This is a genomic window from Pseudaeromonas sp. HNCC25DJ180, from assembly GCF_055413345.1.
In genome coordinates this window covers 256,326-281,466 of sequence record NZ_JBVAYF010000001.1, presented here as the reverse complement: position 1 = coordinate 281,466, position 25,141 = coordinate 256,326, and the positions used below count along the sequence as shown (strand labels likewise).

23 protein-coding genes are annotated in these 25,141 nt (G+C 59.5%); 22 read left to right on the top strand and 1 reads right to left on the bottom strand.

Translation table 11 applies throughout. The features are described from left to right. Positions 1-2: 2 nt before the first annotated feature. From ACZYTD_RS01325 to tldD, 21 genes are all read left to right on the top strand, one after another. On the top strand, positions 3-896 hold the full coding sequence (locus ACZYTD_RS01325; RefSeq protein ID WP_463888143.1) for an ExeA family protein: 894 nt from the start codon (positions 3-5) through the stop codon (positions 894-896). Then, positions 893-2,086: a tetratricopeptide repeat protein gene (locus ACZYTD_RS01320; protein WP_463888141.1), complete on the top strand. Its 1,194-nt coding sequence runs from the start codon at positions 893-895 to the stop codon at positions 2,084-2,086. The genes ACZYTD_RS01325 and ACZYTD_RS01320 overlap by 4 nt, the downstream gene beginning before the upstream one ends. Beyond that, positions 2,086-3,792 (top strand): GspE/PulE family protein, encoded by a 1,707-nt coding sequence (locus tag ACZYTD_RS01315; RefSeq protein WP_463888138.1) that lies wholly within the window; start codon positions 2,086-2,088, stop codon positions 3,790-3,792. Before ACZYTD_RS01320 ends, ACZYTD_RS01315 begins: the two co-directional genes overlap by 1 nt. After that, complete coding sequence (locus ACZYTD_RS01310) at positions 3,792-5,015, top strand: type II secretion system F family protein (RefSeq protein WP_463888136.1); 1,224 nt, start codon at positions 3,792-3,794, stop codon at positions 5,013-5,015. Before ACZYTD_RS01315 ends, ACZYTD_RS01310 begins: the two co-directional genes overlap by 1 nt. Next, positions 5,015-5,506, top strand: a complete 492-nt coding sequence (locus tag ACZYTD_RS01305; RefSeq protein WP_463888133.1) for a hypothetical protein — start codon at positions 5,015-5,017, stop codon at positions 5,504-5,506. The genes ACZYTD_RS01310 and ACZYTD_RS01305 overlap by 1 nt, the downstream gene beginning before the upstream one ends. A 64-nt stretch (positions 5,507-5,570) precedes the next feature. Continuing rightward, complete coding sequence (locus tag ACZYTD_RS01300) at positions 5,571-6,203, top strand: type II secretion system protein (protein ID WP_463888131.1); 633 nt, start codon at positions 5,571-5,573, stop codon at positions 6,201-6,203. Positions 6,204-6,231: 28 nt separating this feature from the next. Beyond that, entirely contained in the window at positions 6,232-6,699 is a 468-nt protein-coding gene (locus ACZYTD_RS01295; protein WP_463888129.1) for a prepilin-type N-terminal cleavage/methylation domain-containing protein, read from the top strand. Positions 6,700-6,812: 113 nt separating this feature from the next. Next, a complete protein-coding gene (locus ACZYTD_RS01290; protein WP_463888127.1) occupies positions 6,813-7,328 on the top strand; it encodes a prepilin-type N-terminal cleavage/methylation domain-containing protein in 516 nt (171 codons plus the stop codon). Continuing rightward, positions 7,315-7,935 (top strand): prepilin-type N-terminal cleavage/methylation domain-containing protein, encoded by a 621-nt coding sequence (locus ACZYTD_RS01285; protein ID WP_463888125.1) that lies wholly within the window; start codon positions 7,315-7,317, stop codon positions 7,933-7,935. Before ACZYTD_RS01290 ends, ACZYTD_RS01285 begins: the two co-directional genes overlap by 14 nt. After that, complete coding sequence (locus ACZYTD_RS01280; protein WP_463888123.1) at positions 7,935-8,768, top strand: prepilin-type N-terminal cleavage/methylation domain-containing protein; 834 nt, start codon at positions 7,935-7,937, stop codon at positions 8,766-8,768. Before ACZYTD_RS01285 ends, ACZYTD_RS01280 begins: the two co-directional genes overlap by 1 nt. Beyond that, a complete protein-coding gene (locus tag ACZYTD_RS01275; RefSeq protein WP_463888121.1) occupies positions 8,758-8,901 on the top strand; it encodes a hypothetical protein in 144 nt (47 codons plus the stop codon). The genes ACZYTD_RS01280 and ACZYTD_RS01275 overlap by 11 nt, the downstream gene beginning before the upstream one ends. Beyond that, positions 8,891-9,307, top strand: a complete 417-nt coding sequence (locus tag ACZYTD_RS01270; protein WP_463888119.1) for a hypothetical protein — start codon at positions 8,891-8,893, stop codon at positions 9,305-9,307. The genes ACZYTD_RS01275 and ACZYTD_RS01270 overlap by 11 nt, the downstream gene beginning before the upstream one ends. 158 nt (positions 9,308-9,465) lie before the next feature. Then, positions 9,466-12,252, top strand: coding sequence for a DUF6701 domain-containing protein (locus tag ACZYTD_RS01265; RefSeq protein WP_463888116.1), 2,787 nt, complete (start codon positions 9,466-9,468; stop codon positions 12,250-12,252). A gap of 126 nt (positions 12,253-12,378) precedes the next feature. Continuing rightward, positions 12,379-13,422 carry a rod shape-determining protein gene (locus ACZYTD_RS01260; protein WP_463888113.1) on the top strand — a complete coding sequence of 348 codons (1,044 nt, stop codon included), beginning with the start codon at positions 12,379-12,381 and terminating at the stop codon, positions 13,420-13,422. Between the two features lie 44 nt (positions 13,423-13,466). Beyond that, entirely contained in the window at positions 13,467-14,351 is an 885-nt protein-coding gene (gene mreC, locus ACZYTD_RS01255) for a rod shape-determining protein MreC (RefSeq protein ID WP_463888110.1), read from the top strand. Further along, the gene (gene mreD, locus ACZYTD_RS01250) at positions 14,348-14,833 is read left to right on the top strand and encodes a rod shape-determining protein MreD (protein WP_463888108.1); all 486 of its coding nucleotides are present in this window, start codon (positions 14,348-14,350) and stop codon (positions 14,831-14,833) included. Before mreC ends, mreD begins: the two co-directional genes overlap by 4 nt. A gap of 6 nt (positions 14,834-14,839) precedes the next feature. After that, on the top strand, positions 14,840-15,412 hold the full coding sequence (locus ACZYTD_RS01245) for a Maf family protein (protein WP_463888105.1): 573 nt from the start codon (positions 14,840-14,842) through the stop codon (positions 15,410-15,412). A gap of 19 nt (positions 15,413-15,431) precedes the next feature. After that, a complete protein-coding gene (gene rng / locus ACZYTD_RS01240) occupies positions 15,432-16,901 on the top strand; it encodes a ribonuclease G (RefSeq protein ID WP_463888102.1) in 1,470 nt (489 codons plus the stop codon). A gap of 3 nt (positions 16,902-16,904) precedes the next feature. Continuing rightward, positions 16,905-20,756 (top strand): YhdP family protein, encoded by a 3,852-nt coding sequence (locus ACZYTD_RS01235; protein WP_463888100.1) that lies wholly within the window; start codon positions 16,905-16,907, stop codon positions 20,754-20,756. After that, positions 20,753-21,580, top strand: a complete 828-nt coding sequence (locus tag ACZYTD_RS01230) for a carbon-nitrogen hydrolase family protein (RefSeq protein ID WP_463888097.1) — start codon at positions 20,753-20,755, stop codon at positions 21,578-21,580. Before ACZYTD_RS01235 ends, ACZYTD_RS01230 begins: the two co-directional genes overlap by 4 nt. Continuing rightward, on the top strand, positions 21,577-23,025 hold the full coding sequence (gene tldD, locus ACZYTD_RS01225) for a metalloprotease TldD (protein WP_463888095.1): 1,449 nt from the start codon (positions 21,577-21,579) through the stop codon (positions 23,023-23,025). The genes ACZYTD_RS01230 and tldD overlap by 4 nt, the downstream gene beginning before the upstream one ends. A 78-nt stretch (positions 23,026-23,103) precedes the next feature. Here tldD and yjgA read toward each other — a convergent pair whose 3' ends face one another. Then, complete coding sequence (yjgA, locus tag ACZYTD_RS01220) at positions 23,104-23,634, bottom strand: ribosome biogenesis factor YjgA (protein ID WP_463888092.1); 531 nt, start codon at positions 23,632-23,634, stop codon at positions 23,104-23,106. Between the two features lie 105 nt (positions 23,635-23,739). Between yjgA and pmbA the strand changes: the two genes are divergently transcribed. Next, a complete protein-coding gene (gene pmbA / locus ACZYTD_RS01215; protein WP_463888090.1) occupies positions 23,740-25,083 on the top strand; it encodes a metalloprotease PmbA in 1,344 nt (447 codons plus the stop codon). Positions 25,084-25,141: the final 58 nt, after the last annotated feature.

Here is a 25,141-nt window from a genome sequence, read left to right as displayed (position 1 = left end):
CCGTGTATCTAGCCCATTTTGGTTTGCGTGCAGCGCCCTTTGGCCTCACTCCTAACACGGAATTTTACTTTGGCCTGCCACCGCATGAGGAGGCACTCGAAGTATTGCGCGTGGCCCTAACCCAAGGGGAGGGCTTCATCAAGGTGACCGGTGAGGTGGGGACGGGCAAGACCCTGTTGCTGCGCAAGTTGCTGGGTGAGCTGGGTGCCAATCATCAGGTGGCCTATCTGCCTAATCCCTATTTAAACCCGGATGAGCTACGGCAAGCGCTGGCTCTGGAGCTGGGAATTGGGGTGTCAGCCCAGGATCTGGTGGTAACGGACGCCATCCAGCGTCGCTTGATCGAGCTGCGTCAGGCTGGGCGGCCCGTCATCCTGCTATTGGATGAGGCTCAGGCCATTCCCGATACGACCCTGGAGGCGATCCGCCTGTTTGGTAATCTGGAGACCGAATCCAGCAAACTGTTACAGGTGGTGTTGTTTGGTCAGCCTGAGCTGGATAGGCGCCTGGCGGAGCCGGGCTTACGTCAGTTGCGTCAGCGCATCACCTTCTCCTATCGCCTGCGCCCGCTGTTGCTGGATGAGACCAGGGCCTATCTGGAGTACCGGCTGCAGGTTTCCGGTTATCTCGGTGCCCCGCTCTTCTCGCCTCGCGCCCTGGCTAGGCTATGGCGCGCAGGACGGGGCATTCCCAGACTGATCAATATATTGGCCCACAAGAGCCTGATGCTGGCCTATGGCCGCGGTGAACGGTTAGTTCGACCCCAGCATGTGCGTATCGCCATGACGGATACCGACGATGTGATCGCTCGCTATCCCTACGGTTACTGGCTACTCGGTGGCGTATTGGCACTGCTGGTGTTGGGGCTATGGCGGCTCTCAAGAGGAATGCTATGAGTGTAATCAACCAGATGCTCAAGGATCTTGAGCAGCGCCAGGGGTCGATCGTGGCCGGGCGTTATCAACCGCCGGCCCCCTCCCGCTTTACCTGGTGGCGGGCTTGGCCCGTGTTGGCCTTGCCTCTGCTGGCCTATGGTGTGTTGCGACTATGGAGTGTGCTGCAGCCGGCCGCTCTGCCTGTGCCCCAGCCTGTGTCGGCTGGGGTCGTAGCGACGCCAGCTGCGCTCTCGGCGGCTATTGCGACCTATTCCTTATTGCCCTCCCAATCAACCACATCAACCCCGGCGCATCAAGCCTCTGCCATAGCGCAGGAGAAGGGTCTGCTTGCTACGGAGCCGGCTACCTCCGCTTCTGGCGCTCAGGCTAGCCTTATGGCTTCGCCATCGGCTGGTGTTGCCCTAGCTGCCGCTGAACGCGATAGCGTGCTCGGTGAGGCGTCCAGCCATGGCGAGCCGACCGAGCCAGCTGCGGCCGCCGCCGAGGAAAAAGCGTTGGCTCAGGCCAGCGATGATGCCTTGCTGGGCCCCGATCTTTACGCCGAGGGCGCATCGACTCAGGGCCAGGCTCTGCCGCCGCAAAACTCGTTGGATATAGAGGAGCTGCACCTCTCTGCGGCCCAGGAGGCGGCACTGGAGCGGCGCAAGGCCAATCAGGCCATTGCCAAGGGGCAGCTGGATCAGGCGCGGCAAGCGCTGTTTCGCGTGTTGCAACAGGAGCCATTGGATCATGGTTCCCGGGAACGCTTGGCGGGTTTGCTCTATGGCGAAGAGCGGCTGCAGGAGGCGCGTTCCCTGCTGGAGCAAGGGGTGGCCTTGGCTCCCCGCTATGCCGATTTTCGCCTGCTGCTGGCGCGGGTCACGCTGTCGATGGGCGACAAGTCGAGTGCTCTGGGGTATCTCAATAGCCTGGAGCCGGATGTGAGCCGTAACCTGGATTATTACGCCACTCGTGCCGCCTTGGCGCAGGAGGTGGGTCAGTATGCGGCGGCGGCGGCCAGCTATCAGCAACTGAGCCGGGCGCAACCGGGTGAGGGGCGCTGGTGGTTGGGTTTGGCCATTGCCTATGATAAGCAGGGGCGGCAGTTGGCGGCTCGGGAAGCGTACCAACGGGCTGAGACTGCCTCTGGTCTGAGCGCCGCCGCGCATAATTTTGCGCGCGAAAGGCGCATGCAACTGGAGCAGGGCTGATGAGTAAACCCAGACTCAGAATGCGGCTCGGTGACCTGTTGGTGGCCGAGGGCATAGTGTCGGATGACCAACTGCAGTTGGCATTGCAACAGCAGCGCCAGACTGGGCGCAAGTTAGGCTCTACCCTCATCGAATTGGGCTTCCTGACCGAGACCCAACTGCTCCATTTCTTGGCTCAGCAGCTGGGGATCCCCTTCTTCGATCTCTCCAAACTGACGATTCAGCCGCAGGCCGTGCAGCTCATTCCCGAAGTGCATGCCCGACGTTATCGCGCTTTGGCCGTCAACAGCAATGAGCTGGAGGTCAATGTGGTGATGTCGGATCCGGCGGATCTGGCGGCGCTCGATGCGCTTGAAGCCATGCTGGCACCACTTAGCCTCAAGCTGGCCGTGGCCCGAGAGGGGCAATTGCTGGAGTATTTTGATCAGCTCTATCGTCGCACCAAGGAGATCGAAAACTTTGCCGAGCAACTGCTGGAGGAGTATCAGCTCTCCGAGTTTGATATGGGGCTGGCCGAGGCGGTAGGCAGTGAGAGTGAAGCCACTGTGGTCAAACTGCTGCGCTCCCTGTTTGAAGATGCGGTGCAGGTGCGTGCTTCGGATATTCATATTGAACCCGATGAGAAGGTGCTGCGCATCCGGCAGCGCGTCGATGGGGTGCTGCATGAGAGCGTGTTTAACGAGGTGCGGATCGCGCCGGCCCTGGTGTTGCGCCTGAAACTGGTGGCCGGGCTGGACATAGCGGAGAAGCGGCTGCCGCAGGATGGCCGCTTCAACATGCGGGTGCGCGGCCACGAGATCGATGTGCGGATGTCCACCATGCCGGTGCAGCATGGGGAGTCGGTCGTGATGCGCCTGCTGGATCACTCGGCGGGGCTGTTGCGTCTGGAAGATATCGGCATGCCGGACTGGCTGTTGCAGCGTTTTCGCCGCCAGCTCAAGCGTCCCCACGGCATGATAGTGGTCACGGGCCCCACGGGGAGCGGCAAGACCACGACCCTGTATGGTGCGCTCTCCGAGCTCAACCTGCCCAGCCACAAGATAGTGACGGTGGAGGATCCAGTAGAGTATCGACTTCCGCGCATCAACCAGGTGCAGGTCAATCCCAAGATTGGTCTTGATTTCTCCAATGTGCTACGCGCCATCCTGCGCCAGGATCCCGATATTTTGCTGGTGGGGGAGATGCGGGATCAGGAGACGGTGGAGATAGGGCTGCGTGGGGCCATGACCGGCCACTTGGTGCTGACCACACTGCACACCAATGATGCCATCTCCAGTGCCTTGCGGCTGATGGACATGGGCGCGCCCGGTTATCTGGTGGCCAGTGCCTTACGGGCTATCGTGGCCCAGCGTCTGGTACGGCGTATCTGCCGTGATTGTCACGAGCCCCACCCTTTGGACTCGAGCGAACAGGTGTGGTTGAACAATCTGTTTGGTGAGGCCGTCAAGACGCACACCTTCAGCCATGGTCGCGGTTGTCAGAGTTGCAATTTTACCGGCTATGCCGGGCGGATCGGGGTCTTTGAACTGCTTGAACTGGATGAATCCATGATGGATGCCTTGCGGCGCGGCGATCCAGAAGGCTTTGCCCGGGCCGCGCGGGAACATGTGGAGTATCGCTCTTTGGTGGAGATGGCACTGGAGTATGCTGGCAAGGGTATCACCACTGTGGATGAGGTGCTGCGCCTGGCCGAGGTCGTGAGCTGATGGCCTTTTTTGCCTATCGGGGTCGCGATAGCCAAGGCCGTGCGGTTAGTGGCCAGGTGGAAGCGACCAATGAGCAGGCAGCTGGCGAGCAACTGCTGCGCCGGGGCATATTGCCAACTGCCTTGCGTCCTGGACGGGCTCCGCGGCCGGGAGTCGCCTGGCGGCAGTTGTTGGAGAGCCGAGTCTCGCTGGAAGAGTTGGTGATCTTTACCCGCCAGATGTATGCCCTGACCAAGGCGGGTATTCCCATCATGCGCGCCATCCATGGTTTGGCTGACACAGCCCACAGCAAACCACTGCGCCGGGCCCTGCAGTCTCTGGAGAGCGAGCTGGGCAATGGTCGCGCCCTCTCGATGGCCATGCAGGGGCACCCCAAAGTATTCAATAACCTCTTCATCGCCATAGTCCATGTGGGGGAGAACACGGGGCAACTGGAAGAGGCCTTCTTGCAGCTTTCCAACTACTTTGCCCTGGAGCTGGAGACGCGCAAGCGCATCAAGACCGCCATGCGTTATCCCGCCCTGGTGCTGCTCTTCATCGTGGCGGCCATGTTTATTCTCAACATCTATGTGATCCCCACCTTTGCCAACATGTTTGCCAAATTTGGAGTACAACTGCCTCTCGCCACCCGCATCCTGCTGGCCACGTCGCACTTCTTTGTCCAGTGGTGGTGGGCTCTGCTGGCGGGAGCCATTAGTGTCACTCTACTCTGGATCTGGTGGGTGGGGACGCCAGAGGGCCGATTGACTTGGCACCGCTGGCAACTGCGCTTGCCGATTATTGGCAGCATCATCAACCGCTCCCTGCTGGCCCGTTTTGCCCGCAGCTTTGCCATGATGTTGCGTTCGGGTATTCCGTTGAACCAGGCGCTCACTCTGGTGGCCGATGCGGTGGATAATGCCTTCGTCGGGCAACGTATTCGCCAGATGCGCAGCGGCGTCGAGCGAGGGGAGAGTTTGTTGCGCACCGCGGGCAACAGCCTGCTGTTTACGCCCTTGGTGATGCAGATGTTTGCCGTGGGGGAGGAGACGGGACAGGTTGATGAGTTGATGCAGGAAGCCGCCGAGTTTTATGAGCGCGAGGTGGATTATGACTTGCGTACTCTGACGGCCCGCATTGAACCCATACTGCTGGTCGTTGTGGCCTGTATGGTGTTGGTGCTGGCATTGGGGATTTTCACCCCCATGTGGGACATGATCAACGCGGTGCGAGGGCGCAGTTAGTGGGGCAACGTGAGGAGCAGGATACCTCCGTGTTGGGGCTGTTCCATTTCCTGCTGGCGCTGACCCTGCTGCTACTGCTGATGTGGGGGGTGGCCAGCCAGTTCAACTCCCGCCGCCAGGATGCGTTGGCGGTGAGTTGGCAGCAACTGATGGTGAGCTATGGCGAACGGGTCGAACTGCTGCATGGTTTGTGGTTGAGTCAGGGGCGGCCCCGGCAGTTGTGGCACACCCTGGCAGGAGCGGAGGGTGTGTTTATGATGAATCGTGCCGGCTGGCCCGAGGACTGGCGGCCTACACAGGGAAAAGCCGAACTGGACTCTGCTTGTTCGCGACTCTGGCGGGGGTTGTTAGGGAACCGACCGGAGCTGGCATCGCAAGCGGTGCAGGTGGCTTCCCCTGCTGCGGGTGAGTGTCAGTTCCAATGGGGTGAGTTGACTGCCCGTTACAATGAATTACACGGGAGTGTGATCGTCAATCCGCATCAGGCATGAAAATAGTACTTGGTTGCGTGGCGCTTAACCCTATAATTTGCGTAAGGAAACAGGGGTATGGATCATGACTCGAACCCGAGGCTTTTCACTGATTGAACTGGTTATCGTCATTGTGGTGCTCGGTATTCTGGCTGTGACGGCATTACCACGCTTTTTGGATGTCACCGAAGAGGCGAAGAATGCCAGTGTAGAGGGCGTCGCCGGCGGCTTTGCCACTGGGGTCCTCTTGGTGCGCTCCCAATGGGAAGCCAAGGGGCGCAGCAAGGAGGAGGGGCGCAACACCATACTCTACGATGGCTACCGCTTCTATCTGACGACGCCCACCTCGAGTGAAGAGGAGAGCGGCCTCATCTCCCCCGGTTATCCGGTGGATACCAGTGCAAGTAGCACCATAGAGGTGACGCCAGGTAGTTTGACCGCCACTCGCTGCCTGAATATCTGGAACGGCTTGTTGCAGAATCCACCCAAGGCGGTAGCCGATTTCAACCAGGTGGCCAATGCTGGCAATGACATCAAGTTTTATGTGTCGGTGGAGGTCAATGGCAACGACTCCTTGTGTCGTTACTATCTGGTCAACTCGCTGAGCAAGAATGCCAGCGGTCGTTATGAAGATCCGGCCAACCGCAGCGATAAGTACAAGAGTTTTAGCTATCGTCCCGCCTCGGGACAGGTAGTCAGTCATATCAATAACAGCTGATTTTTTTCAAGAGTAGAAGGATAAATGTATGAAGCGTAGTGCAGGTTTTACCCTGATCGAATTGGTCATCGTCATCATCATCCTCGGTATTCTGGCCGTGACGGCTGCTCCCAAGTTCCTGAACTTGCAGAGTGATGCCCGGACGTCAACCCTAAGTGGTATGAAAGCCGCCATGGAGAGTGCCTCTTCCCTGGTCTACTCCAAGTCTGTGCTGCAAGGCATCGAAAATACGGCTGCGGGCGCAACTGTTTCTGTTGCGGTAGCAACCGGCAATATCATGGTCGGTTTTGGTTATCCGACGGCTGCCGCCGAGGGTATCGGGCGTGCCGTTGATGTATCCGTCAATGATTGGGCATCAGGTGCTTCCGGTACTGATTGGGCATTATGGCCAACCAGTTTGGCTGGTGGCGCATCCGCATCTTGCAACGTGACGTATATTGCTCCGACTGTTTCTGGTACTCGTCCCACTGTGAGGGTGACCTCAACTGGCTGTTAATCCAGTCACTGGGTTGGCGGTCAGCTAAGCTGGCAGGGGACGACTCGGTTAATGGGGGGTTGGCGGTCAACGTCACCCCCCGTTTTATTTTCGGCTAGCCCATGGGTGCTCATATGCCATGCAAGCGCGCAGCAACAGGGGGCTTTACCCTGGTTGAACTGGTGGTGGTGATCCTGCTGGTCGGGATCCTGGCCGTCTATGGGTTGCCACGCATGCTGACCAGCTCCGGCTTCTCGGAAGTAGCCTATCGGGATCAACTGCTTAGCCTGTTGCGTCTGACGCAGATACAGGCCATGAACCGTAGCGATGAGTGCCATCTGTTACTCTTCTCTGGCGTGCAGTTTGGCATCCCCCGCCGTTCGTTAGCCAGTAAGGGGTGCGATGCCAGCCTGCCGGGGGCGGGAGAGCAGTATGCGGCACCTCACCTGGGGCTGACGCAACAGGAGGCGGCCAGCTTGCGCCTTACTCTGGGGAATGCCCCCACCCGCCTCGACTTCGACACCTGGGGACGCCCCCTGCTCAATGGTAGTGCCACGGCTCTGGCCGCCACCTATCGCATCGGGGTGCAGGGCGAATCCACACTGGGCCTTTGTCTGGAGCCGGAGGGTTATCTGCATGCTTGCGGTTAACAGCAGAGAGTCGGGATTTACGCTATTGGAACTGGTGCTGGGGATAGTGCTGCTGGCGATTGCCTTGCTGATGTTGCTCTCGGTGTTGTTGCCGCAGGCGCGCAACCGCCCCCAGCCCATTTATCAGGCGCGGGCCATGGAGTTGGCGCAAACCATGCTGCAGGAGGTGCTGAGTCGCTCCTACGATGAGCTTTCGGATCGCCAGGGGGTCAGCACGCTGAACAAGTATCGCTACTGCGGAGCCATCAACGCCAATCTCGAAGAGAGCAGTGGCCCCTGTACCGCCCCTAGCGCCTATGGCCCTGAGGGGGCGGAACTCAATGCCAAGCTGGCCGATGGCACCCCCAACTTTACCCTCTACAATGACGTGGACGATTTTCAGCTCTTCTGCCTGGCGCCGCTGACCGGGGCCCAGGTCGCGGCCGTGCAAGGCCTGGATACGTCGCTCTATCAGGGCTATGGCGTACAACTCTGTATCGATAGTTATCCCGCTGGGTTGGGGCTGACAGAGCGCGACGGCGGGGATGTGGCCAAGCGCATCCGGGTGACGGTGACCATGCCCTCGCAAGAGTCATTGGTATTGACCGACTATCGGAGTAACTACTGATGAGACGGATGAGAGACAGCGCGGGCTTTACCCTGATCGAGCTGGTGGTGGTGATTATCCTGCTGGGCGTGGTGGGCATAATGACCACTCAGTTTATGGGCAGTGGTGTGCAGCTCTACCGCGATACCCAGGAGCAACAGAGCGCTCTGGATACCACCCGCTTTGCCTTGGAACGCTTAAGCCGGGAAGTAGCCGGGGCCCATCCGGCCAGCTTGCGACTACCTAGGGGGGATGGCTCCTGCATCGAGTTCATCCCTGTGGTGGGGGTGGGGGGGTATCTGGGATTGGCGCGGGATCACGCCAGCCTGGAGCTGATCGACAGTGGCGCCGATTATTGGCAACCCCAGAAATCAGCACTGGCTCCGGGGCGGCGTCTCTCCATCAATAGCCAGCTGGCCAGTGAGCTCTATGGCGCCTTGCCGGCGGCCAGCGGTAGTGTGGCGGCCCTTGCCAGCTTTACGCCGTCAGCGGCCACCGCGACCGTGACCGGCGCGGCCACTGTGACACCCGGCAGCTTTGTTTGGGCGGCGGATTCCCGAGCCCGGCGCTACTATGTGTTAAATGAGTCTGGCCCCGTGGCCTGGTGTCTGCGGGGGGGGCAGCTCTATCGTTATAGTCTCTATGCCGGCAGCGGGGCTTGGAGCTGGGATTGGAGCGCCGGTTTTCCGGCCTCGGGCAGCTTGATGGCCGAGCGGCTCTCTGCCAGCAGTCGCTTCTCCCTGGTGCCCGCCAGCCTCAATCATAATGTGCAAATGGATCTCTCCTTGCGGGTGTTGGTGGAGGGGGGAGAGCAGGTGCTTAATCGTCGCATGCAGGTGAATTATGTACCCTGATCCTCACCGAGCGGGCCAGCGGGGCTCCATGTTGGTTATCGCCATAGTGGTGACAGTGGTGATCGGCCTGCTGGCCGTGGCCCAGGCCTGCTTGCTGGGCAGTAGCAGTGAGAGCGTAAGCTATGAGCTCTGAACTTTACCTCGCCCGCCAGCGGGGCTCCATGCTGGTTATCGCCATAGTACTGATAGTGGTGATCGGTCTGTTGGCCGTGGCCCTGACCCGCTTGCTGGGCAGTAGCAGTGAGAGCGTCAGCTATGAGCTGCTGGGGGCTCGAGCCCTGGCGGCGGCCAATAGTGGCATGGAGCGACAACTTTATCTGCTGCTGCGCCCCGCCACCGGCAGCGTGGCCGGTAGTTGTGCCGTCACTGATACGCTTAACTGGAGCGAGGCGGGTTTGTCCCACTGCCAGGCCCGGCTCAGTTGTCAGCAGCAGGCCCTGCCGGAGGGCAAGCAACTCTATCGCCTGACCAGTATTGGTCGTTGCGACAATGGTACCTTGGTGGTCAGCCGTACGGTCGAGAGTCAGGTGGTGTGGTGAGCAGAACGACGGGAGTACGCAGAATGAGAGTGGGCGGCATACCAAAGCTTCACGGCTGGCTAATCATCTGGCTGCTTCCTTGGCTGATGTTATCGCAGAGTTTTGCTGCGGTTCCCTCAGGTTCATGTCGCCTGTTTCCAGGTCCGGTGCAGTCCTTTATGGCCACGGGAGTTTTGGATATGGGCGGTGGGGGGATCATTCGGGGTAACACGGGTGACAGCCTGCGCTTTCCCGTATTCACCCTGGGAAATAATGCCAAGCTGTACTGCGACTCCCAGAGCAGTAGCCCCACTTGTATCAAGGTTAACCAGCCGGTGCAGGGGGTCATCTTGCCCTCCTTTAATACATCCAGCAGCACGACAGGGCTCTACGTCAATGATACGCAGACAGTGAGTGGAAATGAGTTTGGGGACATAGGCGTACAGAATCAGGGCATATTGCACCTTGCTCCTGCCAATGCAGCTAATCCAGTGCGGATCAAGAGTCTGAACATTGATGGCACACTCTATCTGGCCTCTGGCGCCGAGTACTGGATTGGTAATCTGCAGATGAATCAGGGCAAGTTCTACATCGAGGGTAGCGGGGAGGTGGTGCTCTATGTACAGAGTAATTTTAGCTTGAACAAGGATCTGCCCACTACCATCAGTGCCGGGCAACGTCTGGCCCTGATTGCTTACGATAGGGTGACGATCAATGGTACCGCCACCCTGAGCTCCGCCCTCTACAGCGCAAAAAATGATATCGAGATCCAGGGCAAGGTGATAGGGCCTGTCACTGTAGCTAACCCGTTGCGCATGATTGGTGGCGCCGAGATCGATGCGAGAAATTGGGGGAATTACAGTGATTTTGGTGGCAGCTGTCAGCCGCAGAACCAGGTGGATCACTACGAGTTGAGTTACCCGACCGAGAGCCTCAATTGCGAGCCTGCGGCCATCACCCTCAAGGCGTGTCAGAACAGCGCCTGTGATCAGTTCTATACCAGCCAAGCCTCGGTGACCCTGACGGCAACCCCCTCGCCGGTCAGCGGGGTGGCCCCGAGCTGGTCGAGCAACCCCGTCACCTTTACCCAGCAGAGTAGCGGCCTCACCCTGAGCTACCCCAAGCCGGCCACCGTCACCCTGGGGATCAGTGCGGGAGCCCCCGCCCCTGTGAGTGGGCTAAAATGCTACCGTGGTGGTCTACTCGATAGCAGCTGCAGCCTCAACTTTGTGGAGAGCATGCTGAGCTTCAACGTGCCGACTCTCTATGCCGGGCAAGAGAGCGGGGATGTGCTGCTGCGGGCCATCCGTTCTACGCCGCAAGGCACAACGTCCGTTTGTACGGCGGCGTTGACCGGGCCCCAGAATGTCAACTTTAGTCGCACTTATACGCAGCCGGCCTCAGGCTCCCGGAATCCGACCGTGCGCAATAACACGACGGCCACGGCGACCCCAGTGACCAGTAACAGTGTGGTACCTGTGACCTTCAGCAGCAGTGGGGAAGCGTACATCCGTGTGGCGTATACCGATGCGGGCGCCCTGGGGCTCACTGCCAGTTGGGGCAGTGGCAATTTGAGTCTGAGCGGTAGCGACACGTTTGCCGTGCTACCCACGCTCATCCGTTTGCGGGCCGCCACGGCACCCGTCTGCAATGGCAGCAGTGATGCCGAGTATGCGGCCTGCAGTGTATTCCAGCGCACCGGTGACACCTTCCCGCTGACGGCCGAGGCGGGTTACCTGCAAGGGGGTACCTTCACCGTGACGCCAAACTTCACCACCAATGGCAGTGGTGCGGCCGCGACTCCGCTAGGCTGGCAGCATGAGTTATTGGCACCGTCAGCAGGGGTGACTCCCGCTCAGCCGACTAGCAAATTCGATTTAACCTCGGGTACGGTCACCATGAATGTGGCTAGCGATGAGGTAGGCGTCTACCGTTACTGGATCCCGACCTTTTATCCCTACGCCAGTTATCAGGATGCCACCCTGTTGCCGGTTCCCAGGGCCGATCTGGCAACGACAGTGACTCGCAGTGCGGCTGTTGGACGTTTTGTCCCCACTGATTTTTTGTTGACCCAGGGGCAGGTTAGCCCCAGTTGTGCTGGCTTTAGCTATATGGAGCAGCCTTTTGGCTATGGCCTGACCCTGACTGCGCGCAACAGTAAGGGGGCGATGACACAAAACTACCGGGGGGCCTTTGCCAAGGGGAGCCTGGGCCTGGTGGCGGAAAATGGTGATGATGGTGTGGCGCTCACTAGTCGGTTAAGTGCCGCCGCCACCTTGGCTTGGCAAAACGGTATGGCGAGTGTCAGCAATCAACCGCTGATATTTCACCGGCAAACCAATGGTCAGCCAGATGGCCCTTTTAGCCTGCTGGCACTGGGGGCTCAGGTCGCAGACAACGAGTCACCCGTGTTTAGCCGAATTGCCAATCCGGATATGAAGGCGACTCAAGCGGGTAGTTGTGCCCTCTCCGGTTGCGATGCCGTGACCCTGGGGGCTCTGGATCTGCGCTATGGTCGTCTGTTAGCCAGCAGTGTCAATGGCCCCGGTGAGAGTACGCTGACGCTTCCGCTCTATATGCAGTATTGGCAGGGCTCGGCTCAGGGCTTCCAGGTGAATGGGGTAGACAATTGCACCCAACTGCCCAGTGCCGCTCTGCAGCTCAATGGTCAGAATGTGGCGAGTTGGAGCTCCATCCCTCTGCGTGATGGCAGTGGCAGTAGTGGTGTAAGCGCCCCCGTGCCGGGTTACTTTATGCCGACGGCAGGGCGCTATGCTCTGGTATTTGCTGCGCCGGGGGCCGGACAGGGGGGGTATGTCGAGTTGGTACCGCTGACTACGTTACCGGAGTGGATGAAGGCCCTCTGGCAGGGGAGCTCACTCTCCGGTTTTCCGCCGGCTCGCGCTACGTTTGGCGCTTATCGTGGCAATGATCGCCTCATATATCGTCGTGAGCTGTTAAACTGAACTCGGCTCGCTATTTCCGCCTGGGAATCCCCAGGCTAGCCGGATGTTTGCTTGCCCAATGACCACAGGGTTGGTAAAGTTAGCCGGTTTTTATCCAGTCCCCCTATTCCAGGATCCCCCGCTACCATGTTCAAGAAGCTCAGAGGCCTGTTTTCCAACGATCTGTCGATCGACTTGGGTACCGCCAACACGCTGATCTACGTCAAGGGCAAAGGCATTGTGCTGAATGAGCCCTCCGTCGTCGCCATTCGTCAAGAACGCGGCGGCAATGCCAAGTCTGTGGCGGCCGTGGGTCATGCAGCCAAGTTGATGCTGGGGCGTACCCCTGGCAATATCGCCGCCATTCGTCCGATGAAGGATGGGGTGATTGCCGATTTTTATGTGACCGAGAAGATGCTGCAACACTTCATCAAGCAGGTTCACGACAACAATTTCATGCGTCCCAGCCCACGGGTATTGGTTTGCGTGCCGTGTGGCTCCACTCAGGTGGAACGCCGGGCCATCAAGGAGTCAGCCCAAGGCGCGGGCGCCCGTGAGGTTTATCTGATTGATGAACCCATGGCCGCGGCTATCGGTGCCGGTCTGCCCGTCTCCGAAGCGACGGGCTCCATGGTCGTAGACATCGGTGGCGGTACCACTGAGGTGGCTATCATCTCCCTGAACGGGGTGGTCTACTCCTCCTCCGTGCGGATCGGTGGTGACAAGTTTGATGAGGCTATCATCAGCTATGTGCGTCGCAACTATGGCAGCCTGATCGGTGAAGCCACGGCCGAACGTATCAAGCACGAGATCGGCTCTGCCTATCCCGGCGATGAGGTGCGCGAGATTGAAGTGCGCGGTCGTAACCTGGCTGAAGGGGTACCGCGTAGCTTTACCCTGAACTCCAACGAGATCCTTGAGGCGTTGCAAGAGCCGCTAAGTGGCATTGTCAGTGCCGTCATGGTAGCGCTGGAGCAGTCGCCGCCCGAGCTGGCCTCCGACATTTCCGAGAAGGGGATGGTGTTGACCGGTGGTGGCGCGCTGTTGCGCGATCTGGACCGTCTGCTGATGGAAGAGACTGGCATTCCCGTAGTGGTGGCGGAAGATCCGCTGACTTGCGTGGCCCGTGGTGGCGGTCGAGCCCTTGAGCTCATCGACATGCACGGTGGCGACCTCTTCCACTACGAATAACCCTGAAGCCGGCCCCTTGGGGCCGGTTTCGTCTGAACGACGGCATGAATCCTATTTTTGGTCGGGGCTTGTCCCTGCAACTCAGGCTATTTTTCGCCGTGCTGCTTTCGCTCGGTGGCATAGTCGCGGATGCCCGTTTCCATCTGTTTGATGGCATCCGCATCTATCTGGACACCCTAGCTAGCCCGCTCATCTACCTGGCCGACACGCCACGTAAACTGGCGAATGGCCTGGGTGAGCAGCTCCGTTCCCGTGAACAGCTGCTGGCGGATAATCAGCAGCTGGAGCAGCAGCTATTTTTGCTGCGTAGCGATCTGCTGCGCTTAAGACAGGTGACCCAAGAGAACGAGCGGTTGCGCGAGTTGCTCAGCTCCCCCGTGCGCGGGGATTCCCGCAAAATGGTGGCCCAGATACTGGCGGTTGACTCTGATCCCTTCATTCACCAGATAGTGATCGATCGCGGGGAACGTAACGGGGTGTTCAATGGCCAACCTGTGGTTAACGACCAAGGGGTGGTGGGGCAGGTCGTGAGCGTTGGCAAGAGCACCAGCCGAGTCTTGCTCATCACGGACGTCAGTCACGCCATTCCGGTTCGGGTGATGCGCAACGATATGCGTGCCATCGCCAGCGGCACCGGTAATCTGGATGAGCTGGAGCTGAAAAACATCCCGCGTAGCGCCGATCTCAAGGCCGGCGATCTCTTGATGACCTCAGGCCTGGGAGGGCGTTTCCCCATGGGCTATCCAGTGGCCAAGATCACCCAGTTTAGCTATGAAGAGGGCAAACCCTTTGCCGCCGTCAAGGCACAACCTCTGGCCGCTCTGGATCGGTTGCGTTATCTACTGCTGTTGTGGCCGGATCTAGCGCGGCCCGAGGTGGCTGGCACGCTGGCACCGGCGGCTGTCAGTGGCGGAGTCGAAAGCAAATGAATCTGACCGGACATGGTAAAGGCTCCATCTACCTGACCATACTACTGGCGCTGCTGCTGACGATTTTGCCATTGCCAGCCATTATTGACCCCTATCGGCCCGACTGGCTGACCTTGGTCATAGTCTACTGGGTCATAGCCCTGCCCCACAGAGTCAATGTGGGGACCGCCTGGATTGCGGGTTTGCTGCTGGATATTTTGATGGGCTCGACCCTGGGGGTGCGCGCCCTGGCGCTGGCCATTATGGCCTATGTGGCAGCCATGCAGTTTCAAAAGGTTCGCAACTTCTCCGTCTGGCAACAGGCCGTGGTGGTGGGCATTATCAGCCTGTTAGGTCAGTTGACCGTCTTTTGGGCTGAGCATCTGTTCGCTGTGGTGACCATGAATTACCGCATGTTCTGGTCTTGTCTCAGCACCACCCTGCTCTGGCCCTGGGTCTTCCTCTCGCTGCGTAAGCTGCGACGTAAATTTCATATACGGTAAATGGCCATGACCTCTCCGCTTCCTCGTCTCTATCTGGCCTCGGCCTCGCCTCGTCGACGTGAGTTGTTGACCCAATTGGGTTACCCCTTCGTCGTGTTGACCGTGCATGTGCCAGAGGAGTTGGCGCCAGGGGAGAGTGCCGTAGCCTATGTGCAGCGGCTGGCGCAGGATAAGGCGTTAGCCGGTTGGCATGCCTGTGACGGCCGCCTGCCGGTGCTGGGTTCAGATACCATAGTGGTGCTCGATGATGCCATTCTGGAGAAGCCGATGGATGAAGCCGATGCGCGGCGCATGCTGTCGGCGCTCTCCGGGCGTACTCATCAGGTGATGACGGCCGTGGCGTTGGCGACCCAAGCGGGCATGCAACTGCATCTGGTGACCACTCAGGTCACATTCCGCGCCCTCAGTGCCACCGAGATCACCGAATACTGGCAAACTGGGGAGCCTGCAGATAAAGCGGGGGCCTATGGTATTCAGGGGATAGCGGGGAAATTTGTCAGCCGCATCGAAGGGAGCTATACCGCCGTGGTGGGCTTGCCCTTGCTGGAAACCGATCTGCTGCTACAACAACACCTGTGAGCAGGAAAGGATAGTCACAATGTCGACCGAACTGCTGGTAAACGTCACACCTTCCGAGACTCGGGTAGCGCTGGTCGAGCATGGCATATTGCAAGAAGTACATATCGAACGTCAGGCCAAACGAGGTCTGGTCGGTAACATCTACAAGGGCAAGATCAGTCGGGTGTTACCCGGCATGCAGGCCGCCTTTGTCGACATTGGTATGGATAAGGCGGCTTTTTTGCACGCCTCGGACATAGTGCCGCATACCGAATGTGTCGATGTGCGTGAAAAAGAACACTTTCAGGTCGGCAACATTGCCGAGCTGGTCCGTCAGGGCCAGGACATCATGGTGCAGGTGGTCAAAGACCCTATCAGTACCAAGGGCGCGCGTCTGACGACCGATATTACCCTTCCTTCCCGTTATCTGGTCTTCATGCCCGGCAGTGCCCATGTGGGGGTCTCCCAGCGCATAGACAGCGAGGCGGAGCGGGAGCGGCTGAAGAATATTGTCTCCCGTCACGTGGATGAGCTGGGTGGTTTCATCATTCGCACGGCCGCCGAAGGGGTGGGGGAGCGCGAGTTGGAGCAAGATACGCTGTTTCTCAAGCGCTTGTGGCGCAAGGTGCTGGAGCGGCGGGGCAAATACAAGCCCTGCAGCGTGCTCTATGAAGACTTGAGTCTGGCGTTTCGGATCCTGCGTGATTTTGTCGGCGCCGAGCTGGACAAGATCCGCGTCGACTCCCGTCTCACCTTCGAGCAGCTCAAACTCTTCACCGAAGAGTTTGCGCCTGAGATGGCCAACAAGCTGGAGTACTACTCCGGTGACTCGCCGATCTTCGATCTCTATGATGTGGAAAACGAAATCCAGCGCGCCCTGGAGCGCAAGGTGGAGCTCAAATCCGGCGGTTATCTCATCATAGATCAGACCGAGGCGATGACCACGGTCGATATCAATACCGGCGCCTTCGTTGGCCACCGTAATCTGGAAGAGACCATCTTCAACACCAATGTGGAGGCGACCGCAGCCATAGCGCGGCAACTGCGGCTGCGCAATCTGGGTGGCATCATCATCATAGACTTCATCGATATGCAGTCGGAAGATCATAGGCGGCGGGTGTTGCAGAGTCTGGAGCAGGCTCTGGCGCGAGATCGTGCCAAGACTGGCGTCAATGGCTTCTCCCATCTGGGGTTGGTGGAGATGACCCGCAAGCGCACTCGCGAGAGTCTGGAGCATATTCTCTGCTCCCAGTGCCCTGAGTGTAAGGGGCGTGGCCGGGTCAAGACTATCGAGTCGGTCTGTTACGAGATCTTGCGGGAGATCTTGCGGGTCAACCGGGCCTATGATGCGGATCAGTTTGTGGTCTATGCCTCCCTCCCTGTGGCCGAGGCGCTCCATGTGGAGGAGTCGCATAGTCTGGCCGAGCTGGAAGTCTTCATCGGCAAGCAGGTGAAGGTTCAGGCCGAACCGCTCTACAGCCAAGAGCAATTTGATGTGGTGATGATGTAAGTGGTGCGTCGTATTGCTTCCCATGCCTGGCTTCTGCTGGGCATTTTTCTCTTTGTACTCTCGTTGGCTATCTCGGTGGCGCGTTGGGGTGTGCCCTGGCTACAAGAGCAGCGCACCCCGCTGCTGCGGGCGCTGATCCCCGATCCGGCAATCCAGCTGGACGTGGCCGGACTCGGTGTGACTTGGAGTCAGTATGGCCCTAGGTTGGCTCTGGAGGGGCTGGCGTTACATCAAACCGGGGATAAGCCATGGCAATTGACGGTGCAGCAAGCCAACTTGCACCTGGATCCGTGGCAGAGCCTGGTGCAGCGGCGCTGGGTCGTCAGTGAGCTGCAATTTAGTGGTGTCGATCTGACGCTCTCCAGCGCGTTGTTAAGTGGGGCAGAGGAGCGGAGTCAGACGCCTGTGGATAGCGACTGGCGCCCCTTGGTCAGTTGGTTACTGGAGGATCTGCAGGCGTTCTCGCTCGCGCAGAGCACCTTGCATCTGCGATCCAGCGTGGGTGAACTCAGCTCGTTGCAGGTATCCGAGCTACGCTGGCAAAACCAGACCGGACGCCACCGAGGTGAGGGTAAGCTGACGCTGACCCATCAGGGGGTAAGCAAACCCATCCACCTGATTGCCGACTTCAGTGGGGATGGCCGCAAGCCTGACCGGCTCGCGGGCAGTTTCTACCTCGCCAGCCAGGATCCCATGGCCTCAACCTCTACGGCTCAAACCAAGCCGGATCCACTGCAGCTGGATTTTCAGCTCTGGCTTGAGCGCGAGCAGGGGGCCTGGCAACTGGCTCTGCTGCAGTTGGGGGATAACCGGTTGCGTTGGGGGAGTGGGGCTCAGGCCCATGAGTTGGCCTTGCGTGGTGGCCGGCTGCAATGGCTGCACCTGAGCGATGGCTGGCAGTTGGCGAGTCATGAACTGGTGGTGCAGGCCGATGAGCAAGCCTGGCACCCTTGGGCGCTACAGCTCGATTACCGCCAGGCCCAGCTCTCCGGTCAGGTGGATCCTATCTCTTTGGGGGCGGTCGCCCCCCTGCTGGCCCTACTGGCAGGGGGCGACTCGCCACAGGCCCAGGCCTTGCAGACCCTGCAGCCTAGCGGCCTGGTCTCCGATCTAGCATTCAGCCGTCGTGACAGTGATGATAGCTGGCGGGTGCAGGGGCAATTGGAGCAGTTGAGTTGGCACCGCTGGCAGATGATACCCGGTATCTCTGCGCTGCAGGGCCATTTTGCCCTGGGGGCGGATGGCGGGGCATTGCAGTTGGCCTTGGGGCCTCAGACCTTAGGGGTGGGCCCCTATTTCCCGAAAGCTATCCCCATCAAGGGGCTGACGGCCAATCTCGGCTGGTTACGGCAAGCCGATGGCTGGGAGTTGAGTGGCCAGGGGATCCAACTAGTGACACCGGCACTGGATGCCAATACCGACTTTCGTCTCACCCTGCCCGCTCACGACAGCCCCTACCTGGCGCTATTGGCCCGGGTCGATCTGCATGATGCGAGTCAGGCCTGGCGCTACTACCCCAGGTTAGCGATGGGACAGCCGCTGACTGACTACCTTACCCAGGCGTTACAGCAGGGGCAGGCGAGCGGTGCCACCATTCTTTGGGATGGACGCTTGAGTGAGTTTCCCTACCATCAGGGGAGTGGCGTATTCCAGGCGTGGGTGCCGCTGCGGCAGGCCACCTTCCAATTCGATCCGGCCTGGCGTCCGCTCTCGGCCCTGTCGCTGGATCTGCTATTTGCCAATGACACCCTGGAGATGAAGAGCCAATCGGCCAAACTGGGGGAGGCCCGCTCGGATCATATCCATGCCTGGTTCCCGACGCTGGCCGAGGATAGTGTGCTCTACATCAATGCCGATGTGGCGGGGCAAGCCCAGGCAGTCAGCGACTATCTGATCCACTCTGGCGTGAAAGAGTCAGTGGGCGCGGCGCTGGCGGCACTGCCCATCACTCAACCCTTGACCGGCGATCTGCAACTGGCGATCCCCATCAATGGGGAGCCGGTGCAGGTGCTGGGCCATGTGCAGTTTGCCAACAATAGCCTGCTAGTGAAGCAGCTGGGCCTGCCGCTGGAGAAGGTGCGCGGCGAGCTCTTTTTCACCGAGCGGCTGACCCGATTCGACAACCTGCAGGCCGAGCTCTGGCAGCAGCCGATACGTCTGGATTACCTGGGAGAACCTCAAGACCAGGAGTACCGCGTCAAGTTGGGGTTGCATGGCCGCTGGGAGCAGGCCCGCGCCACTAACTGGAGCCAAGGTTGGCGCGATACCCTGCAGGGGGCAACCAACTGGCAGGGCAAGCTGGATCTACGACTGCAACCCAAGGCTCAGTTTAGCTATCAGGCTGAGCTCTCCTCGGATCTGGCCGGTCTGGCGCTGGAGCTGCCACAACCCTATGGCAAGTTGGCGTCTCAGAGCCAGCCCTTACGCCTAGTGGCCAGAGGCGAGAGCAAAGAGTCACGCATCCGTGCCGATTGGGACAATGGCCTGCGTCTGGAGAGCCGTTTCGATCATGCGGGCCAGCGCTTCAGCCGTTTCTGGTTAAGCAATCAGGACGAGCAGCAGCATCCCTTCACCCCGGCCCCTTTCGCCATCAATCTGGCCTTCGAGCGTCTGGATCTGGATGGCTGGCTGGCCTGGTGGCAGGATTTCTCTCAAGGCGGAACCGGCGAACAGGTGGCGGCGGCTCCTGCCCTGCTACCGAGCCAGCAGGCCTATCGGGTGAGCGCCAATAGTGTGCAACTGGCCGCGCAGCCGTGGGACAAACTGCTGCTGAGTGTCAATCGTGAGGGCAAGCAGGGACATCTTAGCGTTCAGGGTAACCAAATCACCGGCACGCTGGATTGGCAACCGACCCGCCCCTGGCAATTGGAGCTGGCTTACCTGAATTGGCGGGACGCTTCCCCTGTCACCACAGAGGGCATGCCCCCCAGTGTGATTAACCAAGTGGTTCCTCCCGTCGAGATGCCCAGCCTGGCAGAGCAGAAGGCACAATTGGCCGCGATCCCGGCCCTGGATCTGGTGTGTCATCGTTGCCAATGGCATGACGCTAAGCTGGGCGAGGTCAAGCTGCAGCTCAGGCCCAAGCCAGATGCCCTGCAGGTCCCGCTTTTTTCTCTGCGTAACGGTACCACTCTGCTGCAGGGGCAAGGTCAGTGGCAGATACAAGGGCAACAGGCTAGCAGCCGCATCGAAGTCAAGCTGAGCACCGGCAGTCTGGAGAGTCTGCTGCTCTCCTGGGGCGTGGGGCAGGGGATAGTGGGAACACCGGCGCAAGGCAAGTTGGCGCTGCAGTGGCAGGGACCGCTCTATCAAGTGGATAATGGCACTCTGCAGGGCGACATGGCGCTTACGACCCAGGGCGGATTGTTGCGTAAGCTGGATACGCCCGGTACCCGTCTACTCTCTCTGCTCTCGCTCAATGGCGTGTTGCGACGCCTCAACCTGGATTTCAGCGACGTATTCGAGAAGGGGTTCTACTTTAAGCGCATTGCCTTCACTGCCAAGGCTAAACAGGGCGTCATAGATAATCAGGATTTTCGTCTGGACGGGGATGCCGGGAATATTACCGGGGCAGGGCAGGTGGACTTGAACTCGCAGCAGCTGGATTATCAGCTTAGCTTTACGCCGAATTTCACCAATGGCCTCTCACTGGCGACCGCCTTTGTGGTGACGCCGGTGACCGGCATTTATGTGCTGGCCGCCTCCACTTTGCTGGCCCCGGTGATCGATGTGATCACCCGTATCAACTTTCATATCGGTGGCGATATCCGCGATCCTCAGGTCATTGAGGTGGGACGGGAGAAGGGGCAGCTGAAAAACATCCCCCGCGCCTATGAGGAGGCACTCAAGCCATGATAGTAGTTGCAATCCAGCTCAATGGTGCCGCAGACTGGCAGCGTAATCGTCAACAAATCGCATCCCAGTTGGCCGCGCTGCCCGCCAGTCGCCCCTGTTTGGTGCTGTTGCCGGAGAACTTTGCCTGTTTGGGCGGCCCTGCCGACTATCAGGCCTTAGCCGAGCCCTTGGGGGCGGGCCCCATCCAGCAACAATTGGCGGCCTGGGCCCGAGAATATGGCATCTGGTTGGTGGCGGGCTCCTTGCCCACCCTCTGCCCGGGCGAGACACGGGTTCATACCACCCAGCTGGTTTATGATGACAGCGGTGTGTTACAGGGCCATTACCATAAGCTCCATCTATTTGATGTGGCGGTGGCCGATGGTCATGGCAGTTACCGGGAGTCAGCCAGTTTTGTACCGGGTGAGCAGTGGCAGGTGGTTGCCTCGCCCTTCGGTGATTTGGGCCTCTCCATCTGCTATGACCTGCGCTTTCCCGAGCTCTATCGGCAATTACGGGCTGCGGGTGCCCAGATACTGTTAGTCCCGGCGGCCTTTACCAAGGTCACGGGTGAGGCTCACTGGTTGCCGCTGTTACGCGCCAGGGCCATAGAGAACCAGTGTTATGTGGTGGCGGCCAACCAGTGCGGCACCCATGTCGGGGGGCGGCAAACTTGGGGGCATTCGGTGATCATCGACCCCTGGGGCCAGGTGCTGGCCGAGCTAGAAAACGATATTGGCGTGATCCATGCTGAGCTGGATCCGCGCTACCTCAATAAGATCCGCCATGATATGCCCGTGTTGCGTCATGCCAGATTGCGCAACGGGTGGAGAGACGAAGAGTGATGCTGTTAAACCAAGTGACCGAGCGCCTGCTGTTACCCCATGATCTGGATGAGGCCATGCTGGCCCGTCTGCTGCGCCAACTGATGAGCCACAGGGTCGACTTCGGCGATCTCTATTTCCAGAGCAGTTATCATGAGTCCTGGGTGCTGGAAGACAGCATAGTCAAGGATGGCAGCTACAACATAGATCAGGGGGTCGGGGTTCGTGCCGTCAGCGGTGAGAAGACCGGCTTTGCCTATTCCGATGAGATCTCCCTGTTGGCCCTGAGCCAGTCGGTGATCGCTGCTCGCGGCATAGCCGATAGCGGTGGCAGTGGCGAGATCCGTATCTGGCAACCTCACCAGCCGCCCGCGCTCTATCCGGCTATAGACCCGCTAGACTCCATTGATAAACAGCAGAAAATTGCGCTGTTAGAGCAGATGGATCGCTTCGCCCGCACCCTGGATCCGGCGGTGAATCAGGTGATCGCCTCCCTCTCTGGCGTCTATGAGGAGGTGCTGGTGGCAGGAACCGATGGCACCCTGTGTGCCGATATTCGCCCTCTGGTGCGTCTCAACTGTACCGTGCTGGCCGAGCGCAATGGGCGCCGTGAGCGCGGCAGCTCAGGCGGTGGTGGTCGTTTCGGCTATGACTACTTCTTCGATCCGGTCGGCGACGAGATGCGGGCTTTGGGCTATGTGCGTGAGGCCGTACGTCAGGCGCTGGTTAATCTGGAGGCCATAGATGCACCTGCCGGTGCCATGCCTGTGGTGCTGGGCCCGGGCTGGCCCGGTGTGCTGCTGCACGAGGCGGTAGGCCACGGTTTGGAGGGGGACTTTAACCGTAAGGGCTCTTCGGCCTTTGCTGGCAAGATTGGCCAGAAGGTGGCGTCCGAGCACTGCACCATAGTGGATGATGGCACCCTCTCCGGTCGCCGCGGCTCGGTAACCATAGATGATGAGGGGACGCCGGGTCAGTGCAACGTGCTGATCGAGAAGGGGATCCTCAAAGGCTATATCCAGGATAAGATGAATGCGCGGCTGATGGGGGTCGCCCCGACCGGTAATGGCCGTCGTGAGTCCTATGCTCATCTGCCCATGCCGCGGATGACCAATACCTATATGCTGGCCGGTCAGTACGATCCGGCGGAAATCATCGCCTCGGTGAAGCGCGGCATCTATGCGCCCAATTTCGGTGGTGGTCAGGTGGATATCACTTCCGGCAAGTTTGTCTTCTCCGCCTCCGAGGCCTATCTCATCGAAGATGGCAAGATCACCGCGCCGCTCAAGGGGGCTACCCTGATCGGCAACGGACCCGAGGCCATGCAGCAGGTCTCCATGGTGGGACGCGATCTGGCGCTGGATGCCGGGGTGGGGGTCTGTGGCAAGGATGGTCAGAGTGTGCCGGTTGGTGTCGGCCAGCCGACGCTCAAGCTGGATATGTTAACGGTCGGCGGCACCCGCTAACGCCACTCGGGCTTCATACCGCAAGCAACAAAAAAGGGCGAATCTTCGCCCTTTTTTCTCTCTCGCTCTGCTCCCGGCTCAGATGATCTCTTCGAGCTCACTGCGCAGGTATTGGAACAGTTCGCGGAAGGCCGCTGGCGGTTTGTTCTCCAGTCGCTCCTTCTTGGCCTGGCGCACCAGTTGCCGCAGTTTTTGCCTATCCAGCTCATGGTGCTTCTCCAGCAGCTCATTGATTGCATCATCGCCTTGCTCGATCAGCTTCTCCCGCAGTAGTTCCAGCTTGTGCATCCGCGCATTGCCTGCCACATGGCGGCTGCGGATCACATCCAGCGCCTGCTCTATCTCGGCTATGTCCCGGCTGCGCATCAGGCGGCCGATGAACTGCAGATTACGGCGCCAAGCCTCCTTCTTGCCGCGCAGACGGTGGGCGAGATCGATGGCATCGGCCAGCTCTTCGTCCAGCGGCACCTTGGCCAGCTCGGTGGGCTTGAGGTTTACCAGTTCCACCCCCAGCTCCTGCAGCGCGTCCGAGTCGCGCTTGAGCTGGCTCTTGCTGGGAAGATCATCTTCCCACTCGTCATCTTGTTGTTGCTCAAATTGATTAGTCATGGCGTTTCTTATCCTGTTCACATGTCTATTATCTTACCAGTTTCTCCCGTTGCGTGCTGGGCTGTGATAGTCTGATTGGCTCACGAAGAACGGACAGTAGTAACTATGGATCTGCAGCAGCAAGTTCGTCATGAACAGACGCATTTGGAGTCGGTCGTAGCCGAGGCGCTGGCGACGGCTCGTCAATTGGGGGCGGATAATGCCGAAGTCTCCATCAGTAAACAGACTGGGCTGTCGGTCAACACCCGGGGTGGTGAGGTCGAGAGCATAGAGTTCAACAAGGATGGTGCCTTAGGGATCGCCATCTATCGTGATGGCCGCAAGGGCTCCTCATCCACCACCGATCTCTCGGCGGGCGCCGTGCGTCGTGCCGTTGAGGCCGCTATCGAGATCTCGCGGCACACCTCGGCCGATCCCTATGCGGGTCTGGCCGATGCGGAGTGGCTGGCGTGGGAGGCTCCCGATCTGGACTTGCTGCATCCCATCGAGCCTAACCCCGAGTTTGGTCTGGATCTGGCGCGCCGTTGCGAGGCCCATGCCTTGGGGCAGGATCCGCGCATCAAGCACTCGGATGGGGCGGGTTTCAGCAGCCATCACGGCGTCAAGGTGTATGGCAACAGCCATGGCTTCGTCAAAGGCTATGCCAGCTCCCGCCACTCTTTGAGCTGTGTGCTGATCGGGGAGCAGGAGGGTGAGATGCAGCGAGACTATGGCTACTCCTCCTGTCGTGCCATCGAGGATCTCTGGAGCCCGGAGCGCATTGCCGATGAGGCTGTGACTCGTACCGTCTCGCGCCTTGGTGCCCGCAAGATTGCGACCACCAGCGTGCCTGTGCTGTTTAATGCGGATACGGCCACCAGCCTGTTTGGTCATCTGGTCTCCGCTATCAGCGGTGGCAATCTCTATCGCAAATCCTCTTTTTTACTCGATTCTCTGGGTCAGCAGATCTTCCCGCAGTGGTTGAGCATAGAAGAGCAGGCGCTGTTGCCACGAGGGCTGGCCAGTTCCCCCTTTGATGCCGAAGGGGTATGCACCCGGGATATGACCATCATAGCGGCGGGGAATCTGCAGAGTTACTTGCTCACCACCTACTCGGCGCGCAAGTTGGGCATGCGCTCCACCGGCCATGCGGGTGGCATCCATAACTGGCAGGTGTCGGGTCAGGGCCAAAGCCAGGCTGAGCTACTCAAGCAGATGGGCACCGGCTTGCTGATCACCGAGCTGATGGGGCAGGGGGTCAACATAGTCACGGGGGATTACTCCCGCGGCGCGGCAGGTTTCTGGGTCGAGAATGGTGAGATCTGCTATCCGGTCGAGGAGATCACCATAGCGGGTTCTCTCAAGGAGATGTTCCGCAACATGGTCGCCGTGGGCAGTGATTGGGATGAGCGCTCCAGCCTGCGTTCAGGCTCTATCTTGCTGGAAAACATGAAGGTGGCGGGTAACTAGCTTATCTGAATGATAGCCATAACAAAGGGCTACCCATGGGTAGCCCTTTGTCGTTTCG

Bases quoted from the DNA above. Each gene is read 5' to 3' on its own strand.
- ACZYTD_RS01320 (WP_463888141.1), top strand. From the start codon at position 893: ATGAGTGTAATCAACCAGATGCTCAAGGATCTTGAGCAGCGCCAGGGG.
- ACZYTD_RS01315 (WP_463888138.1), top strand. From the start codon at position 2,086: ATGAGTAAACCCAGACTCAGAATGCGGCTCGGTGACCTGTTGGTGGCC.
- ACZYTD_RS01310 (WP_463888136.1), top strand. From the start codon at position 3,792: ATGGCCTTTTTTGCCTATCGGGGTCGCGATAGCCAAGGCCGTGCGGTT.
- ACZYTD_RS01300 (WP_463888131.1), top strand. From the start codon at position 5,571: ATGACTCGAACCCGAGGCTTTTCACTGATTGAACTGGTTATCGTCATT.
- ACZYTD_RS01295 (WP_463888129.1), top strand. From the start codon at position 6,232: ATGAAGCGTAGTGCAGGTTTTACCCTGATCGAATTGGTCATCGTCATC.
- ACZYTD_RS01290 (WP_463888127.1), top strand. From the start codon at position 6,813: ATGCCATGCAAGCGCGCAGCAACAGGGGGCTTTACCCTGGTTGAACTG.
- ACZYTD_RS01285 (WP_463888125.1), top strand. From the start codon at position 7,315: ATGCTTGCGGTTAACAGCAGAGAGTCGGGATTTACGCTATTGGAACTG.
- ACZYTD_RS01280 (WP_463888123.1), top strand. From the start codon at position 7,935: ATGAGACGGATGAGAGACAGCGCGGGCTTTACCCTGATCGAGCTGGTG.
- ACZYTD_RS01275 (WP_463888121.1), top strand. From the start codon at position 8,758: ATGTACCCTGATCCTCACCGAGCGGGCCAGCGGGGCTCCATGTTGGTT.
- ACZYTD_RS01270 (WP_463888119.1), top strand. From the start codon at position 8,891: ATGAGCTCTGAACTTTACCTCGCCCGCCAGCGGGGCTCCATGCTGGTT.
- ACZYTD_RS01265 (WP_463888116.1), top strand. From the start codon at position 9,466: ATGGCCACGGGAGTTTTGGATATGGGCGGTGGGGGGATCATTCGGGGT.
- ACZYTD_RS01260 (WP_463888113.1), top strand. From the start codon at position 12,379: ATGTTCAAGAAGCTCAGAGGCCTGTTTTCCAACGATCTGTCGATCGAC.
- mreC (WP_463888110.1), top strand. From the start codon at position 13,467: ATGAATCCTATTTTTGGTCGGGGCTTGTCCCTGCAACTCAGGCTATTT.
- mreD (WP_463888108.1), top strand. From the start codon at position 14,348: ATGAATCTGACCGGACATGGTAAAGGCTCCATCTACCTGACCATACTA.
- ACZYTD_RS01245 (WP_463888105.1), top strand. From the start codon at position 14,840: ATGACCTCTCCGCTTCCTCGTCTCTATCTGGCCTCGGCCTCGCCTCGT.
- rng (WP_463888102.1), top strand. From the start codon at position 15,432: ATGTCGACCGAACTGCTGGTAAACGTCACACCTTCCGAGACTCGGGTA.
- ACZYTD_RS01230 (WP_463888097.1), top strand. From the start codon at position 20,753: ATGATAGTAGTTGCAATCCAGCTCAATGGTGCCGCAGACTGGCAGCGT.
- yjgA (WP_463888092.1), bottom strand. From the start codon at position 23,634: ATGACTAATCAATTTGAGCAACAACAAGATGACGAGTGGGAAGATGAT.
- pmbA (WP_463888090.1), top strand. From the start codon at position 23,740: ATGGATCTGCAGCAGCAAGTTCGTCATGAACAGACGCATTTGGAGTCG.